This is a genomic window from Maribacter cobaltidurans, assembly GCF_002269385.1.
GTDB classification, from domain to species: Bacteria; Bacteroidota; Bacteroidia; order Flavobacteriales; family Flavobacteriaceae; genus Maribacter; species Maribacter cobaltidurans.
On sequence record NZ_CP022957.1, the window covers coordinates 2,429,478 to 2,446,005 of the forward strand.

Below are 16,528 nucleotides of genomic sequence, written 5' to 3' on the forward strand. Positions count from 1 at the left end.
CTGCTGCCTTTTATTTTTTTCTTTCATATCCTGGAAAACATTGGGGTCCAATTGCACCACCACCATATTCTAAAACGACATTGTCCTTGTAATAAATGTAGGTGCAACCACCATTATATTGACTTATTAAACTGTCATTCAAGTTCTGGTCAAAAATGTCGTAGAAGAACTTTCCCATACCACTTCTTTGCCACCCAATTCTTGTCGGATTACCACTTGCTACTGAAATACAGTTTGCCTTGCCAAGTTTCGTTTCTAAAGTTATTAGGTCGTTTTTCGTCAAACCGATTACATTTAGAAGTGAATCAGTTTTCTTTGAGTCAATATCTAAATCCCAATTGCTGTCATAAGTTCCATTTTTCTTTACATGAAATATTCCTAGGTCTCTATTATCAAACTCCACGTCAATATATGTGTCAGAAGAAATTTTTGAATCTAAAAAGGTTTTGACTTCAATGACTTCACTTTTTCTCTGTTCATAATTATCAATTAAGTCCTGTTTAGTGTAAGACGGTCCTGTAAATATCCCGTCAAATGCAATATGTATGAAGAGATAAAATCCACCGAAAATCAAGACTAGAATTCCGAGTATTATCAGTAGAATTTTGACAGGTCTATTCATGTTGTCTTTTTCAGGTTGCAGCTAACAATTGTATATGTGTACAATTACACATATTTCTTTTATATACGGAATATAGCCAATAATAACATACGGGCATAAAAAAGGACGGCAATCGCCGTCCTTTATATTTTGAAATTTTTGTCTTTTATGCCCTGGCCGTTAAGCTTTTAAAGAATACAAAGCTAAAGCCTAGGAACAACATAAAGTGGAACGGGAAGAGTCCAAAATCGTTTAAGGGAACCGCACTGTACATGCCAAAAAGGAAATACAACATTAAGGCGAATTCCAAAATCATATTAGGGGACAATTTCTTGGCCAAATATTTATTGCCCTTCCAACTCTCGGTCAAATTATTGATGTTGAATTTTGGCGTACGTACAAATTCACTGCGCTTGCCCATATGGCCTTCCAATACAGCTAGTGAATTGTGCAGGGAAAAGCCCAAGGCCACCGAGAAAAAGGTAAAAAACAATTTGATATAGTCTATGAATCCATCAAAACTACTTCCCTGTACGCTCTTATAGGTAAACCAATAACAGATAAAAAGAATAATGGTACTTACCACAAAGAGGTTCAACAATGAGAAAACCCAATCCAAGTGGCCAAAAGTGTTTTTGATATACAGCGCAGGTATGCTTAAAAGAGCTACCAAAAATACACAGAGGAACATACTACTGTTCAATAGGTGCATCACCCCATGGAACTTGGTCTTAAAAGGTATGTTCTTGGCAGTGATTACACTCCAAACGGTTTTTCTAAAGTTTTCGGCACCGCCCTTGTTCCAACGGAACTGTTGGGAACGCGCTGCACTGATTACTACGGGAAGCTCGGCAGGAGTCTCCACATCCTCCAAATATTTAAATTTCCAGTTCTTTAATTGGGCACGGTAGCTAAGGTCCAAATCCTCGGTCAAGGTGTCGCCCTCCCAGTTACCGGCATCCAAGATGGTCTCTTTTCTCCAAATACCTGCTGTACCGTTAAAATTGATAAAGTGTCCTTTGGCATTTCTACCTACTTGTTCCAAGGTAAAGTGGGCATCCAATGCAAAAGCCTGTATTTTGGTTAAGGTGGAATAGTCGCGGTTCAAGTGTCCCCAACGGGTCTGTACAACGCCAATTTCAGGGTCTTTAAAATAGATAACGGTTTTCTTTAACCAATCGGAGGATGGCATAAAGTCGGCATCAAAGATGGCAATGAACTCGCCCTTGGCAATCTTTAGTCCTTCCTTAAGGGCACCGGCCTTGAAGCCTGTTCTATCGGTCCTACGAATATGTTGTATGTCCAACCCGGTTTCCTGTAGTTCGGAAATTCGCTGTGCGGTAACGGCAACCGAGTCATCGGTAGAATCATCCAACACCTGGATTTCCAATTTGCTCTTTGGATATTCTATTTTGGCGATATTCTCCAAAAGGCGTTCCATGACATATTCCTCGTTATACACTGGTAGCTGAATGGTCACAAATGGAATTTCCCTGGGATCCAATAAATTGAATTTTGGAGCGGTCTGGTTCTTTCTTTTTTGGGAAAGGTAATTGACCAAAAGATTCAATTGAGCCAAACTGTAAAAGAAGATCAACAGCAGTGCAATACTATAGATCGCGATGATAATGTAAGAGATGGTAAGTGCCATATTATTTTAAACTGTATTTAAAGATCCAACCCAATATTTTTACTCCGGCAAAGATAGTACCTTTTACCGTACCGGACACTTTTGAAACGCCAATTCTTTGTTTGTAACGTACTGGTACTTCGGTATATGCCATTTTTTTTCGCAAAATTTTCAATTGCATTTCCACAGTCCATCCGTACGTTTTGTCCTCCATTTTTAATTCTTTGAGACTTTCGTATTTTATCGCCCTAAAAGGTCCTAAATCCGTAAATTTCGACCCAAAAAATAATCGCATTAGAAATGTGGCCAATTGGTTGCCAAAAACCTGTTGCGGGGTCATGGAACCCTCTTCCCGCAAACTTTTTTTTCTGGCCCCTACAACAAAATCAAGATCGTTTTCAATAATGGGAGCTACTATCTTATCCAGTTCTTCCGGATAATCGGAATAGTCTCCGTCAATAAATACGATAATATCCGGTTGTTTGGATTGTTTGGCAATGTAATCCATACCGCATAGGCAGGCATATCCATAGCCTTTTTTGGTCTCTGTTAGGACCGTAGCGCCTGCAGCACGGGCGTTTTCAACGGTTGCATCAGAAGAATCGTTGTTAACAACTATTATTTCGGAAACCGATTTGGGAAGGTCATTAATGACATGGGTGATGGAATCTGCTTCGTTAAAAGCCGGAATGATAACTTTGATATCTGTCATTATCTTATAAGAAGTAGGCGGTTTACCATATCAAAGTGAAATCAGTCGCAAAAGTACCAATAACTTACAATCTTTTGGAATACTTCTTATTAATGAGGTTGAAGTTTTGGTTGTATAAGCTGCGACCGGCTCAGCGTGACATTTCGGTTTTCATTTGTCAGTCCGACCTCGTCGAGAACCGATTGCATATATCTTTTGGACACCTTTTTCGCGGTTGAATGGGCTCAGCGTGACAATTGGAAAGGAATTATTCTCCTTTTCCAAACTGCGTGTAATTTTTAGAAAACTTAATAAGGTCGCTCCAGTTTTCATTTATCAAAGCCTGTTTTTTTCTGTGCGACCAACCCTTTATCTGTTTTTCGATTTTTATCGCTTCGGATGGATTTTCACATTGAATCTGCCAAACCAATTTTACAGGTCTTCTTAAATAGGTATAACTATCTTTTCTGAAGCCATTTTGATGCTGAATTACTCTTTTGTCCAAGTCATTGGTCACGCCAGTGTACAATGTGCTGTCCGAACATTTTAAAATGTATACGTAGTAGAATTTCATTCAATTGAATTAATGCGCTTCGACAGGCTCAGCGTGACATTTATCATACGATTGTCAGTCCTCGCCCTTCGACTCCGCTCAGGACAGGCCTGTCGAGGACCTAAAACATAAAATTGTAGCCAACTTTTTTATTGACCTGCGCTTCGACAAGCTCAGTGTGACATTTCGTATTTCGATTGTCAGTCCTAGCCCTTCGACTCCGCTCAGGACAGGCCTGTCGAGGACCCATATACATACTTATTGAGACCTACTTTCTATTCACCAATTCCATCAAATCCACATCATTGCCCAAAAGAACTTCCGTAGGGTTTATGCGACCCTCTTGCGGTCCGTTTTCCAGTTTTAATACACCACGTGGGCATACGGCGGAGCAAATTCCACACCCTACGCAACTGGAACGTACGATGTTCTCTCCCTTTTGTGCATAGGCACGTACGTCTATACCCATTTCGCAGTAGGTGGAACAATTGCCACAGGAAATGCACTGTCCCCCATTCGTGGTAATCCTAAATCTAGAAAATAAGCGTTGCTGAAAGCCCAAGATGGCCGCCATGGGACATCCGAAGCGACACCAGACCCTACTCCCAAAAATGGGATAGAAGCCCGTTCCAATAACACCAGAGAAGATGCTCCCAATTAAAAAGCTGTAGGTTGTTCTTAAGGTACTCGACTTGAATAGGAAAATGTTCCCTTCTCCACTAAAAAAGTGCATGCCCAAAAGCACCATAATGATTACGAAGTAGCTAATGGCCCCATACCGTGCATCCTTTTGCAGCTGGTCCCTTTTGTAAATCATGGCCCAGGCAAAAACAGCGGTCAGTATCACTGCAACCCCAATCAGAAAGGATGTTTTGGTCAACCAATATTTACTCGTATCGTTCCCCAAATAGGAATAGATAACGGCCGTAGTCATGAGGGTCACGAAAACCACCACACTATGAACCACCCAACGTTCCACTTTCCAAGCAAACTTTGATTTATCGCTCAATTGTCTAAAAGGGTCCCCAACGGTTTCCGCCAGGGCACCACATCCGCATACCCAGGAACAGTACCATCTTTTTCCATATTTATATGTAAGAATAGGAGAAATGACAAAAATGGAGAGAATACCAAAAAGTAACATGGCTAGGCCAATATCGCCGGCATCGATAAAACCGTTCACCCTATACCGTTCAAAATTGTAGTAGTTCAAGGGCCACATATTCTTAAGGTCGTAATAGGGCAGGTCCCCGTTTAACCGAGCCATAATTTCTGGAATAATAAAGGCAAATGCCGTCTGAAAGAACATGACGCTGAGTGTCCGTAGGCGTTGATAGCCGCTATGGCGGTATTTCCACATGAATTTTATACCGAAGGCTAAAATACCCACAGTGTACAAAGTGCCATACACAAACCACTGGCTCGCAGGATTGCCGCTCAAGGCCTTGCTCAGCGGGTCAAAGAGGGCGATTACTCCGGTGTTGTCCCCATCCTGCACCAGACCCAAATATTGTGGATAGAAATAGAGCACTATATAGAACCCTGTCAGTGCTATCCCGGTCAGCCAGCCCAAAAGTCCTCTACTTGAAATGGATTTGAACCACACCCCGTCGTTTTTTATACCCTCGTGTTTATGGGCATAGGCTGCTTGGGAAAATAGGAACACGCCCAAGAAAATCAACAATAGGGAGATGCTCAACCAAAGGGCACTGTTGCCCAATTGCAGGTTGAAGAGTTGCAGGACAAGAATGCCAAGACCGGTCATACCGATCAACACGGATATTTTCTGGTTGGTGTTCAAGGCCTTTGGTGGTTCCCCGGATAGGGACATGCTTTTATCTAGAGTACTCATGGTCGTTGTTTTTGAATGTCGGTCTGTGTCTAGTGAAGGTTTAGTATTCTTTTCCAACTCTTGTTTTTAGGTTGGATGTTCTGGCCGAAATCTGTATTGAATCGAGAGATAATGGCATCTTCGTAGGTAGCATATAGCTCCGGGTCAAAATTGGCATCCTTAAGGTGCTCCAATACATATTGAATACTTCTTTTTTCGTTCAACCACCTATCAAATAGTTCATGGCGCAAACGAATACCAAAGTTGTTAATACCAAGAAACTCCCCCGTTTCTTTATGAAAGGCCATGGTGATGCAAATTTTCTTTTCCGGATGTCTCCAGTGAAAATGCTTTTCGTAATCCTTTTTATTTCTTTCGCTAAAGACCCAACCATAGGTTTGGTATTCTATATCCAAAAACTTGGCGGAGTTGAACCAATGTCCGGGATTATATTCCATGGGGTTTCCACAAAGGGTCTGCGCCAGGGTTTCGCCCATCATGCGTCCGGTATACCAAACGGCCTCCACGGGCCTTCGTAGTCCTATGGCTTCATGCTGTTCTGCACAGTCCCCAATAGCGTAGATGTCCTTTATATTGGTTTCCAATAATCGATTCACTTTAACTCCTTTTCCCAATTCAATGCCGGAATCCTTCAGGAAATCGGTGTTGGGGGTTACGCCAGCGGTCAATCCTACAACATCGCAGGCAATAGTTTCTCCCTTATCCGTCACTACGGCTTTGGCCCGGCCATTTTCATCCGATAGGATCTCTTTTAGATTGGTATCCAATCGTAAATCAATATGATGTTCCCTAATATGTTCATTGATCATTTCAGATTCCCCATTGGGCAATACTCCGTTCCAAAAACTGGTTTCCCGCACCAAAAAGGTTACGGGAATTTCCCTGCTCCGCAACATTTCGGCCATTTCTATTCCTATGAGTCCGCCGCCAACGATAACTGCTCTTTTACACTGATTTTTATTTGGGGCATTTTCCTCCAAATTTTCCAAATCCTGCTTGGAATAAAGCCCTTGAACACCCTCCAAATCCTGACCTGGCCAACCAAATTTGTTCGGTTTGGAGCCTGTGGCAATGACCAATTTATCATAGGCGATAGTATTACCGTTGGAAAGTGAAACGGTTTTTTCCTTGGTCAGTACCTTATCCACATGTCCGTTTATGAGGTTTATGCGGTTTTTTTCCCAAAACCTATTTTCATAGGGCTGTATGTGTTCAAATTTCATATGGCCCATATATACATACATGAGTGCGGTACGGGAGAAGAAATATTTTGCTTCGGAAGAAACCAGGGTAATTTTTTTATTGGAAAGTTTTCGAATATGACGGGCCAGGGTCACTCCCGAAATTCCGTTTCCAATAATGACTATATGTTCCATGGGTGGGTATTTGTTATGCTGAGTCGTTTATAAAAGTAATTACTTAACAGTTGCCATGAATTTATAAAGAATATAAATAGGATATGATTTTGAAGGAAAGTATATACCACTATAATTGTAACTTGAATAAAGTCCATTAGAAGTCTATTTTTCACAATAGGGGGTCCCATAAAGTTTAACATAGGATTTAGGTTTTGCCCAAACAAAGAATCATTAAAAGCATTATTTTAGAACCTACAATGCTTAGGTATGAGGAATTTAGGGTTAATCTTGTTATGCTTTTTCCAGTTTTGTTGTTCTGGGAGGTCCCAGAAAAAATTCAATGGTGTAAGTTTTGTCGCTTCCAGGGAAGAGGTGGCACAACCCCATGTGGATGAATTGATGAAAATTTATGCCAATAGCGCTTCTGTCATGCCTTTTGGATTTATTAGGGACTTGAGTTCGCCAACTATCTTTTTTGATACCGACAGACAATGGTTCGGGGAGACTAGAAAGGGCGCCAAGCAATATATAGAGCTCTTGCAGAAAAATGGATTAAGGGTGATGGTAAAACCGCAGATATGGATCGGGGGCGGACAGTTTACCGGAACCATAAAAATGCAATCCCTGGAGGATTGGAAGACTTTGGAAGATTCATATAATAAGTTCATCCTTAATTATGCAGAATTGGCCGAGGAAACCAAGGCGGCTGTTTTTTGTATCGGGACCGAGTTGGAAACTTTTGTTACGAACAGACCGGAGTACTGGCGGGAATTAATTGGGAAGGTTAGAAAAATATATTCGGGAAAAATTACCTATGCGGCCAATTGGGACGAATATGCCAGAACACCGTTTTGGGATAAACTTGATTTTATTGGTATCGATGCCTATTTTCCTTTGTCCGAATCGAAAACACCTTCGGTAGAAGAATTGAAATTGGGTTGGCAGCCTTGGAAACAGAAAATAGCGGAACTATCGTTGAATACCAAAAAGCCGGTACTTTTCACGGAATTTGGATACAGAAGTATGGATTTTACGGCCAAGAAACCTTGGTTGGTAGACCGTACCGAGGAAGGTGTAAACATGGAAGGGCAGTCCAATGCCAAAAAGGCTATTTTTGAGGAATTTTGGAACGAGGATTGGTTTGCCGGTGGTTTCGTTTGGAAATGGTTCATTCAACATGACCGCTCCGGCGGGGACAAGGACAACCGGTTTACACCCCAGAACAAACCGTCACAAGGTATCATTGCCAACTACTACAAGCAACACAAGGATTAATCGCAATTAATTTTAGGCTTCTGGATTATTACAGGGATTTATAAAATAAGATGGTCCAACTGTTTTGTCGTGGCTATATTTTTTGATAATATTTGTAGTAGAACACGATTAGCATGCGCAGCCATACCTTTTTCCCTGCTCAAAGAGCATTATTTATTTTGTTTTTATTGTTTACTTTTTCTTCGTCATCGGGTCAGGATGCCTATCCTAGCGTTGTGGCGAAAACGGGTGACGGTATCTTTTCGGTGTTAAGGAAATCCGGAATACATCCCATTAAGTATTATGAAGAATTCTTAAGACTGAATAGCGAGCATATAAAGAACGGTAGTGAATTGATCGTAGGTAAGGAATATAGGCTTCCCAATGCCCCCGATTCCTTTAAAGTCACCGGAATCCGAATTGATGCAAGTGAAGGAGAGGAGGGACCCATCTTTAATGAAGAGCAACTATCCCAAATGAACTTAAAGGATAGCACTTTGCGAAACACGGTGTACTATTTTGTGCATTCCGGTGTGGTGGACTCCAAGAAACGATTTGATGATGTGGCGAATCGGTTGGCCAAGGATTTAGTGCTGAAAGGGGCAAGGGTATATATTTTGGAGAATTCAAAAATGGAAAAAACCGCGTTGGATTCGCTTCCCAGGGGCGTAAAAATGGAAATGTATGGTGAATATTCCAGCATTATCAATAAAAAATACCTTAGGCATAATGGTAGCTATCAGCGTGTAATCCTGTTGGAGGACACCATCGGGAAGCATCAAAATATGGTTTTGAGTATCAGTCATAATGGGCAGAGCAAGGAAGGACTTCAATTTGCATCGGTTTTAAGCCAAGTACTTAGAAAAAATGCTGTCGTACCAAGTAAAGTTAAAAGCGAGACCAATCCATTTAAGGACAAGGAGAGTATGTATTTGGCCAATAACTTGATTCCACCCGTCATTATTTTAAATTTTACAGACGCTTCCCATGCCACTGTTCCTGGATTTAATTTAAAATCCGAAAAAAAGTCATTGGTCGGTTTATTGAACGACGGTATCCTCGAGGATTATTCACAGCTGAACCTGGAAAACTAATGTGGGACCTATGACTTTATTCGGCATGAACTTTGTTTTTCAAAAATGTATGGTGCGGAAAGCTTTTCCATTCATTTTTCTTTCTTTGGTCTCCACTTCCGTGATGTTTTCGCAGGATACTTTGACCACTGTAACCGCAGAAAAGGGGGACGGTATTTATTCCCTACTGAGAAAACATGGGGTAAATCCGTATGAGTACTATCACGAGTTTATAGACATTAACTTGGATAATCTGAGGGATAGTATCCACCTTTTGGAAGGTAAGACCTATGTTATCCCTAAGGTGCAGCTGGATACGGTTCCAGTGGTAGATACCATACAAAAACAGGCCTCAAAGGTAAAGGAGGTAGACTCTAAAACCTTTGACATTTTTGGGGAAGACCATAAAACGGTGCTGTCCAAAAGTGAGCGGTTAAAAGGTGCCATCTATTATCTGGTATCCGGGCACGGCGGTCCTGATCCCGGTGCCATGGCGGTTTACGCGGGCAAATCCATAGCCGAGGATGAATATGCCTATGATATCACCTTGCGTTTGGCGAAGGAACTATTGTCCCATGGTGCAACGGTCTATATTATCATCAGGGATGAGAATGATGGGATCCGGGAAGAACGGATATTGGAAATAGATAGGGATGAGGTCGCTTATCCGGACAAGGAAATTCCCCTGAACCAATTGGATAGGCTGCAACAGCGTGTAGATATTGTCAACGATCTCTATAAAAAGAACAAAGGAGCGTACCAGCGTTTGATCGTAACCCATGTAGATAGTAGGAGCAAGGGCCAGAATATCGATGTGTTCTTTTATCATCATGAAAAAAGTACCAATGGGAAACGATTGGCAGAAAGCATCCACAAGACTTTTGAATCCAAATACAAACTATATCAGCCCAACAGGAACTATTCCGGTACTTTTGAGGATAGAACCTCTTTGTTCTTGGTAAAAAAGACACATCCGGCCATGACCTTTATCGAAATTGGTAACATCCGAAATGAAAAGGACCAGCGACGTATTTTAGATCCGGATAATCGGCAAGCCTTGGCCAAATGGATTTCCGAAGGGGTTATCCTCGATTTTGAGGAACGATAGTTAAAGGGCGATATTCTTTTGGTAATAACTGTAGAGGTTTTCCGGGCCCTTTCCCAAATAATGTTTGAGGTGGATGATGGCAAAGTGATACTGCAGCCTTACCATACCTATTTTTAAATATCTCCTTGCTGAGGTTTGTACATAATCGTTGATGACCTTGAATGAGGTTTTTTTATACAATCGGCCTATGAATTCGTTGTCCTCATAGATCACATAGTTCTCATTAAATCCGCCAAGTTCTTCAAACAACGTTTTGGCCACAAAAAGCGATTGGTCCCCGCCGCGGCAAATGGGTTGGTTTATTTTGGTACACCAAGCAAAGAATCTGAGGAAGAGACTGGAAGTATCAAACCGAAGCTGAAAGCTTCCCGCTTTAAACCCCTTAATATGGGAATCGATGATTTTAGCATCAAAGGCATACGGGGGAAGACTGTCCACGTGCAGGAAATATAATAATTGACCAGTAGCGATTTTGGCACCTAAATTCATTTGTTTGGCCCTTCCCTTGGGCCCTGTAATTACCTGGACACCCTTGCCCCTAGCTACTTTTACGGTTTGGTCCCTACTGCCGCCATCAACGACCAGAATTTCCTTGATTTGATTGGAGGTGGCATTTAGGGCAATGCTTTCTAGGACTTTTAGGATATAGTCCTCCTCGTTCAGGACGGGGATGATAATGCTAATATCCGGAAGTTCCTTGGGCATGGGTAGAATAGCTAATTACGGGTTAGAAGCATCATTACAACTGCTTAATCAGTTCCCTGAACAGCTTTACCATTTTAGGCTCCGTTTCCTCGGCAATGGCGATAATTTCTGAAATGTTTACAGGTTCCAGATGGTCGGGGTCACATTCATCCGTCAATACGGAAACGGCCACAATGGGTAGTTCCAAGTGGTTTGCCACAATGACTTCCGGTACGGTACTCATTCCAACCGCATCTGCCCCTATAATTTTTAACATTCGATACTCTGCCTTGGTCTCTAATTGGGGTCCCACCACGGAAGCATATACGCCCGACTTTAAGGAAATACCATGGTCCTTGGCGATCGTCATGAGCTTTTTACACATTTCCTTATCATAGGGTTCGGACATATCCACAAAACGTTGCCCAAAGGCGGACACATTTTTAAAGGCCAATGGGGAACCTCCCTGCAGGTTGATATGATCTTCGATCAACATCATATCACCTTTTTTATAATCCAGGTTAATGGCTCCTGCGGCATTGGATATAAACAATTTGGAAATTCCCAACATGTGCATAACACGTATAGGATAGGTAATGTCCATGAAATCATAACCTTCATATAGGTGAAACCGTCCTTGCATCACCACTACTTTTTTATCCTCAATGGTTCCGTATACCAGTTTTCCGGTATGAAACTCTACCGTGGCCAACGGGAAAAAGGGAATATGGTTGTAGTGCGCCTCAATAGGGTTTTTGATTTCGTCCACCAATCTTCCCAGGCCTGTACCCAAAACGATTCCTATTTCTGGTGTGTCAAATCCTTTGGACTTTAAATGTGCTAAGGATTCCTCCAATTGTTTTTTTAGCATGCTATATATTTTTTAAAAATGGGCCAAAGGCGTCAATATCCTTTATGTCCTCATAATAATCTACATCGTTTCGTGTTTCTAAAAGTACTTTTTTTTCATCTTTTAGGTCGGTAAGCGTATCGGTCAAAACCGTGCTGGTACCCCAGTCCTTGTTCGTAAAAAGTTCTGGTTTTAATTTTTTCATTCCCAGTAAATAGTATCCCCCATCCTCAGCAGGTCCAACTACAAAATCGTTTTGGGAAAGCGCCCTAAAGGCATCTTCCAGGTCCGCTTGGTCAAGGTCGTACATATCACTGCCTATGATAATGATTTTCTCATATCCACGGCTAAATCCGTCCTGGAAGGCATTGAGCATTCGAATGCCCAGGTCTTCGCCCTGTTGTAATTTTTTGTCATATACGGTATTGTCCCAAATGTCCTGTTCCCATATTTCATCGGAATAATACACTATTTTTTCCGCATACAACTTGGAAGTTATCTTGACCGTATGGTCCAGTAAAAAATTATAAATATCCAAGGCAACTTGATCTCCTACCTTGGCCGCCAATCGCCTTTTTCCCTTTCCAAGTTCGGGATTTCTTGTAAATATGAGAAGTAGGTTTTTGGAACTGGCCAGTGTGAAATCGATGGTTTTCTCGTCCCTTTCTTCGTTGTTGGATTGTAAGATTCCCAAAGTGTTACTGATTTTATTTTTAGCTAACGAAAGTCTCGTTTAATAGACCTTGACCCCTTTTTTGAGCAACCGTCCCCACAATCGGCTATAGGCATGTACGCTGTCCGTTTCCATTCCTTGGGGGTTGTATAAAGTGCCGTCTTTGTTTTTCCACTCAAAAATGCCCCCGTACAAATTCTTGACATTGGTGTAGCCCATGTCCATAAGTTTTTCGCCTACGTCTTCAGACCGTACCCCAATGGAGCAATAGACCACAATGGGTGCGTCCAGATCGGTGATGGTTGCCTTAATTTTTTCCGGATCAAACGCCTTATCGCCCACCCAAATGGCATCCTTTAGATGGCTTACCTCAAACTCCTCCAGCTCCCTGGCGTCCAGCAAAATTTGATCCTGATCTATTTTTATATCCTCGATTTGAATATAGGGAACGGACTCCTTGTTCATGATTTTGAGCGTATGGTCTAGGGTACGTTGGGCAAACACGGAATACTGTTGAAATAGAACGAAAATGGACAGATATATTATCTTTAAAACATGTTGTGACATCAATACAAAGGTAGTATTTTTAGAAATGAAGGATGTCATGTCGTATCGCTTTAATCGTTATTGAAATGCTAAAATTTATTGTCAAAAGTTTCATTTTTCTGATTGTTCTTAATTCCTGTAAGGATTTGGAAAAGCCACAAGCCGTTATGGAAGTGGAGGATGTTTCTTATTATACGGAGCCCTATAGGCCACAGTTTCATTTTACCCCTGAAAAAAAATGGATGAACGATCCCAACGGGTTGGTCTATAAGGACAGCACCTACCATTTGTTCTATCAATATTATCCGGATAGCACGGTTTGGGGGCCCATGCATTGGGGCCATGCCACCAGTGCCGATTTGATCCATTGGAAGCATAAACCTATTGCCTTGTTTCCCGATGAACATGGGTATATTTTCTCGGGTTCCGCAGTGGTGGACAAGAACAACACCTCTGGTTTTGGAATGGAAGGCAACCCTCCCTTGGTTGCCATTTTTACTTATCACGATATGGAAGGGGAAAAGTCGGGCAGGGATAATTATCAGACCCAAGGTATCGCCTACAGTTTGGACAATGGCGATAGCTGGACGAAGTATGAGGGGAATCCCGTCATAATGAACGAAGGGATGCGGGATTTTAGGGATCCGAAGGTGTTTTGGAACGAACTCAAAAAGAACTGGACCCTACTGTTGGTCGCAGGTGATCATTTGCAGATTTGGCACTCTGCCGATTTAAAGGAGTGGGAAAAAGTCAGTGAATTTGGGAAGGACAAAGGAGCCCATGGCGGGGTCTGGGAATGTCCGGATATGTTCAAATTGCCCGCAGACGGTACCGATGAAGAAAAATGGGTGTTGTTGATCAGTATAAATCCCGGTGCGCCCAATGGCGGCAGCGGAACCCAATATTTTGTGGGCGACTTTGACGGTACTACCTTCACCACGGACCAGGAAGTCTCAAAGTGGGTGGATATGGGCAGGGACGATTATGCCGGGGTTACCTATAACAATGCCCCAAATAACGAACGTATTTTTATTGGATGGATGAGCAATTGGGCCTATGCCCGTGATACACCTACCGAAGTGTGGCGAAGTGCCATGACGGTACCAAGAAACCTGTCGCTTAAATCCAACAATGGCGAATTGGAGCTGTATAGTTACCCCGTTTCGCAATTGAACAGGATCATTGAACATTCTTATGAAGAACCCGCTTTGGAATTAAAGGCCTTGCAACGAAGAAAAATCCCCTTGAAGTACGGGAACCAGTCGGAAATCGTCTTTAGGTTAAATAGCCCAAATACCCAATGGATTTTTAGTAATATGGAAGGGGACAGTTTGGAGATTCAGTTGGATAATATGAATAAAATGCTGTGGTTGGACCGTTCCAAATCTGGAAAGGTGGATTTTAAAGAGGAGTTTGTGAACGGTAAGCAGCGAATGCCAATTCCCAATCTACCGGATGGCGATTTTGAAGTCCGTATGCTATTGGACCAATCCTCCTTGGAACTGTTTTTGAACAAAGGGCAGTATGTAATGACGAACCAGATATTTCCCAATGCCGATTATACCGTATTGACCATGGAAAATTTATCCGATACCGAAATAAAAATCGATAGTATCTCTGAAAGTAAGATGATGCGGGTTTGGGATTAATTCTATTATAAATTAGTAACCTGATATAGTTTACTGCATAATCAATTTTTCTGAAAAACCGAGGGAATCTGGGTTATAATTTATAAGGAATTATTTTTAGGAGATAATTAAATAGGACAGTTCTAAATGAACTAAAAACATAATTCTTATATCCTTAAAACAAGAATTATCTATTAGCTAACTAAGTCACTATAAAAATCTACGTATTTTTTAATTTGTTTAAAAATACTTTGGTTGCAAGAAACCTTAATATTTTGCTTGAATTTGCTCATTCCAAATACATCGATATACTTACCAAAAGATGAATTTAGGAAAGAAGAAGATAAATTTACATGACCAGGTATACTTACAATTACGGTGTCATTTACAGCATTATCTTTCAAAAAATCGAAAAATAAATCTCCATCCAAATTAGTGGATGTATTTGAAGTAATACTTAAAATGTTTGTTTTACGTGTCATATTCGGTAAATATATGTAATACTAACTGATTTTTACTAAAATTCGTATATCTCATCATCAGAATCAAAATCATCTAAAGTTGTAGTATCTATTTTTACAATGATAAGAGTTCCATTAAAAGGATAAGATAAAAGTCCGGATTTTTTTTCTTTTTTAGATTCCTTAATAAAATATCCTCCATTACTGAATATAGTTAGTTTTCCATTAGAATCTTCTGCAAATTCTAAAACATTAGTTAGACCAAATCCAGCGTTATGAGGAATTGACCTAATTGTCATACCTCTTTCCAATGCTTTTTCAATAGCTACGTTATGTTTCAATTCAAAATTGTCTTTGCCATGAAGATAATTATTTATAGTGGTTGGAATGGCTTTACCGAAATCACAAACTGCAAATGTTAATTCTTCCGTGCTTGGATAGAATTGGGTAATTACATAACCTTGAATCGAGGATTCGGAATGGTCAAAAATATTATTAAATACTTCAACTAGACTTTGTGATAGTGGTTGTAAATCTTTATTGTGAAAAAAAGTGTTTTTGAAATATTTCTGAGCTTGTTGACCATATTGGTCTATCATATTTTTTGAAATATGCCATGGACATAAAGTACTATTATTTTTGCTTGCTGTGTAATTATCTCGTTTAAAACTAGGATTCCAATAATGTTTGAATTTAATCTTGTCTAAATGATTATTTAAAGATGGAAAACCTCCACAGAATTCTACCTTGCAATTAAACCTAGTATATAAGTATTCAATAGAGCAGGCCAATACAACAATCTCTGCAGGGTCTAGAAATTTCGCATCTCTAAAATCTACTTTTAAAAGTGTATTTGGTTCTAATTCAATTGAGGTAACATAATTACCAAACCGCATCCATTCAAGATGGTGTTTATCACTCGGTATCTTTAACTCATATAATGGCAAATCAATAATTCAAAATTAAATTAATACGTTTCCAAACGTTATCCCCCTAAAACAAGAAAACCCCTTTTTAAAGGGGTTTTTATGTGGTACCTCCAGGAGATAACTTCGCTTTGCTCGTTTTTCCTTTGTTCCCAAAAGTCAATACACAAACCCAACAGCCTAATCGGCTGTTGTTTTTTTATCCCCAAAACCTATTAAGCGTAAACGCTTTCGGTTTTTGTCATAAAAAAACCCATCTCACTAAAGTGGATGGGTTTGTGTATATTGTGGTACCTCCAGGAATCGAACCAGGGACACACGGATTTTCAGTCCGTTGCTCTACCAACTGAGCTAAGGTACCAATTCCCGATAGCTATCGGGATAGCGGCTGCAAATATAATTTCAAATTTGACATATACCAACTAAAAAACAAAAAAAGCCGTCTTTTGTGTTTAGGCCCTGTTCAATTTTCTGGTTTTGAGGCTTTTTTAGATTTCAAAAGCATGGAAATGGAAAAAACCAACTTTTTTTCATATTCTAATTTATCATCGACATAAAATTGGAATATCATAAAATCTTCTTAATAAAATCTAAATACGAACTGCACGTATAAGCATAATTCCCTATTTTAGGAGCTATT

16 protein-coding genes and 1 tRNA gene are annotated in these 16,528 nt (G+C 40.6%); 4 read left to right on the forward strand and 13 right to left on the reverse strand.

Annotated features, from left to right (window positions below; translation table 11 throughout):
* Positions 1-10: 10 nt before the first annotated feature.
* The 6 genes from CJ263_RS10590 to CJ263_RS10615 all read right to left on the reverse strand — a co-directional run bounded on the left by CJ263_RS10590 (position 11) and on the right by CJ263_RS10615 (position 6,703).
* Entirely contained in the window at positions 11-622 is a 612-nt protein-coding gene (locus CJ263_RS10590; protein ID WP_094997240.1) for a hypothetical protein, read from the reverse strand.
* Positions 623-767: 145 nt separating this feature from the next.
* Positions 768-2,252 (reverse strand): cellulose synthase family protein, encoded by a 1,485-nt coding sequence (locus tag CJ263_RS10595; RefSeq protein ID WP_094997241.1) that lies wholly within the window; start codon positions 2,250-2,252, stop codon positions 768-770.
* Between the two features lies 1 nt (position 2,253).
* A complete protein-coding gene (locus CJ263_RS10600) occupies positions 2,254-2,943 on the reverse strand; it encodes a glycosyltransferase family 2 protein (protein WP_094997242.1) in 690 nt (229 codons plus the stop codon).
* Between the two features lie 247 nt (positions 2,944-3,190).
* Positions 3,191-3,496 (reverse strand): GIY-YIG nuclease family protein, encoded by a 306-nt coding sequence (locus CJ263_RS10605; protein WP_094997243.1) that lies wholly within the window; start codon positions 3,494-3,496, stop codon positions 3,191-3,193.
* Between the two features lie 247 nt (positions 3,497-3,743).
* Positions 3,744-5,327, reverse strand: a complete 1,584-nt coding sequence (locus tag CJ263_RS10610; protein ID WP_094997244.1) for a 4Fe-4S binding protein — start codon at positions 5,325-5,327, stop codon at positions 3,744-3,746.
* Between the two features lie 29 nt (positions 5,328-5,356).
* Positions 5,357-6,703 (reverse strand): NAD(P)/FAD-dependent oxidoreductase, encoded by a 1,347-nt coding sequence (locus CJ263_RS10615; protein ID WP_094997245.1) that lies wholly within the window; start codon positions 6,701-6,703, stop codon positions 5,357-5,359.
* Between the two features lie 249 nt (positions 6,704-6,952).
* Here CJ263_RS10615 and CJ263_RS10620 point away from each other — a divergent pair, with 249 nt between their 5' ends.
* The 3 genes from CJ263_RS10620 to CJ263_RS10630 all read left to right on the forward strand — a co-directional run bounded on the left by CJ263_RS10620 (position 6,953) and on the right by CJ263_RS10630 (position 10,120).
* Positions 6,953-7,960 carry a glycoside hydrolase family 113 gene (locus CJ263_RS10620; protein WP_094997246.1) on the forward strand — a complete coding sequence of 336 codons (1,008 nt, stop codon included), beginning with the start codon at positions 6,953-6,955 and terminating at the stop codon, positions 7,958-7,960.
* 113 nt (positions 7,961-8,073) lie between these two features.
* Entirely contained in the window at positions 8,074-9,033 is a 960-nt protein-coding gene (locus CJ263_RS10625) for a hypothetical protein (protein ID WP_094997247.1), read from the forward strand.
* A 49-nt stretch (positions 9,034-9,082) separates the two neighbouring features.
* Complete coding sequence (locus CJ263_RS10630) at positions 9,083-10,120, forward strand: N-acetylmuramoyl-L-alanine amidase family protein (protein ID WP_188669446.1); 1,038 nt, start codon at positions 9,083-9,085, stop codon at positions 10,118-10,120.
* Here the strand turns inward: CJ263_RS10630 and CJ263_RS10635 are convergent, their stop codons facing one another.
* The 4 genes from CJ263_RS10635 to CJ263_RS10650 are packed head-to-tail and all read right to left on the reverse strand — an operon-like array spanning position 10,121 to position 12,933.
* Positions 10,121-10,825 carry a TIGR04283 family arsenosugar biosynthesis glycosyltransferase gene (locus CJ263_RS10635; protein WP_094997249.1) on the reverse strand — a complete coding sequence of 235 codons (705 nt, stop codon included), beginning with the start codon at positions 10,823-10,825 and terminating at the stop codon, positions 10,121-10,123. It abuts the gene before it with no gap.
* 34 nt (positions 10,826-10,859) lie between these two features.
* Positions 10,860-11,675, reverse strand: coding sequence for a purine-nucleoside phosphorylase (locus tag CJ263_RS10640; protein ID WP_094997250.1), 816 nt, complete (start codon positions 11,673-11,675; stop codon positions 10,860-10,862).
* A 1-nt stretch (position 11,676) separates the two neighbouring features.
* On the reverse strand, positions 11,677-12,342 hold the full coding sequence (locus CJ263_RS10645) for a TIGR04282 family arsenosugar biosynthesis glycosyltransferase (RefSeq protein WP_229702419.1): 666 nt from the start codon (positions 12,340-12,342) through the stop codon (positions 11,677-11,679).
* A 45-nt stretch (positions 12,343-12,387) separates the two neighbouring features.
* Entirely contained in the window at positions 12,388-12,933 is a 546-nt protein-coding gene (locus CJ263_RS10650; RefSeq protein WP_308423227.1) for a rhodanese-like domain-containing protein, read from the reverse strand.
* A gap of 26 nt (positions 12,934-12,959) precedes the next feature.
* Here CJ263_RS10650 and CJ263_RS10655 point away from each other — a divergent pair, with 26 nt between their 5' ends.
* Complete coding sequence (locus CJ263_RS10655; RefSeq protein ID WP_229702412.1) at positions 12,960-14,522, forward strand: glycoside hydrolase family 32 protein; 1,563 nt, start codon at positions 12,960-12,962, stop codon at positions 14,520-14,522.
* A 173-nt stretch (positions 14,523-14,695) separates the two neighbouring features.
* On the opposite strand, the gene CJ263_RS10660 is transcribed toward CJ263_RS10655, so the two are convergent.
* From CJ263_RS10660 to CJ263_RS10670, 3 genes are all read right to left on the reverse strand, one after another.
* Positions 14,696-14,983, reverse strand: a complete 288-nt coding sequence (locus tag CJ263_RS10660) for an STAS-like domain-containing protein (RefSeq protein ID WP_094997254.1) — start codon at positions 14,981-14,983, stop codon at positions 14,696-14,698.
* A 35-nt stretch (positions 14,984-15,018) separates the two neighbouring features.
* Entirely contained in the window at positions 15,019-15,909 is an 891-nt protein-coding gene (locus tag CJ263_RS10665) for a hypothetical protein (RefSeq protein WP_158657129.1), read from the reverse strand.
* Between the two features lie 267 nt (positions 15,910-16,176).
* Positions 16,177-16,249 (reverse strand) — tRNA-Phe (locus CJ263_RS10670).
* Positions 16,250-16,528: the final 279 nt, after the last annotated feature.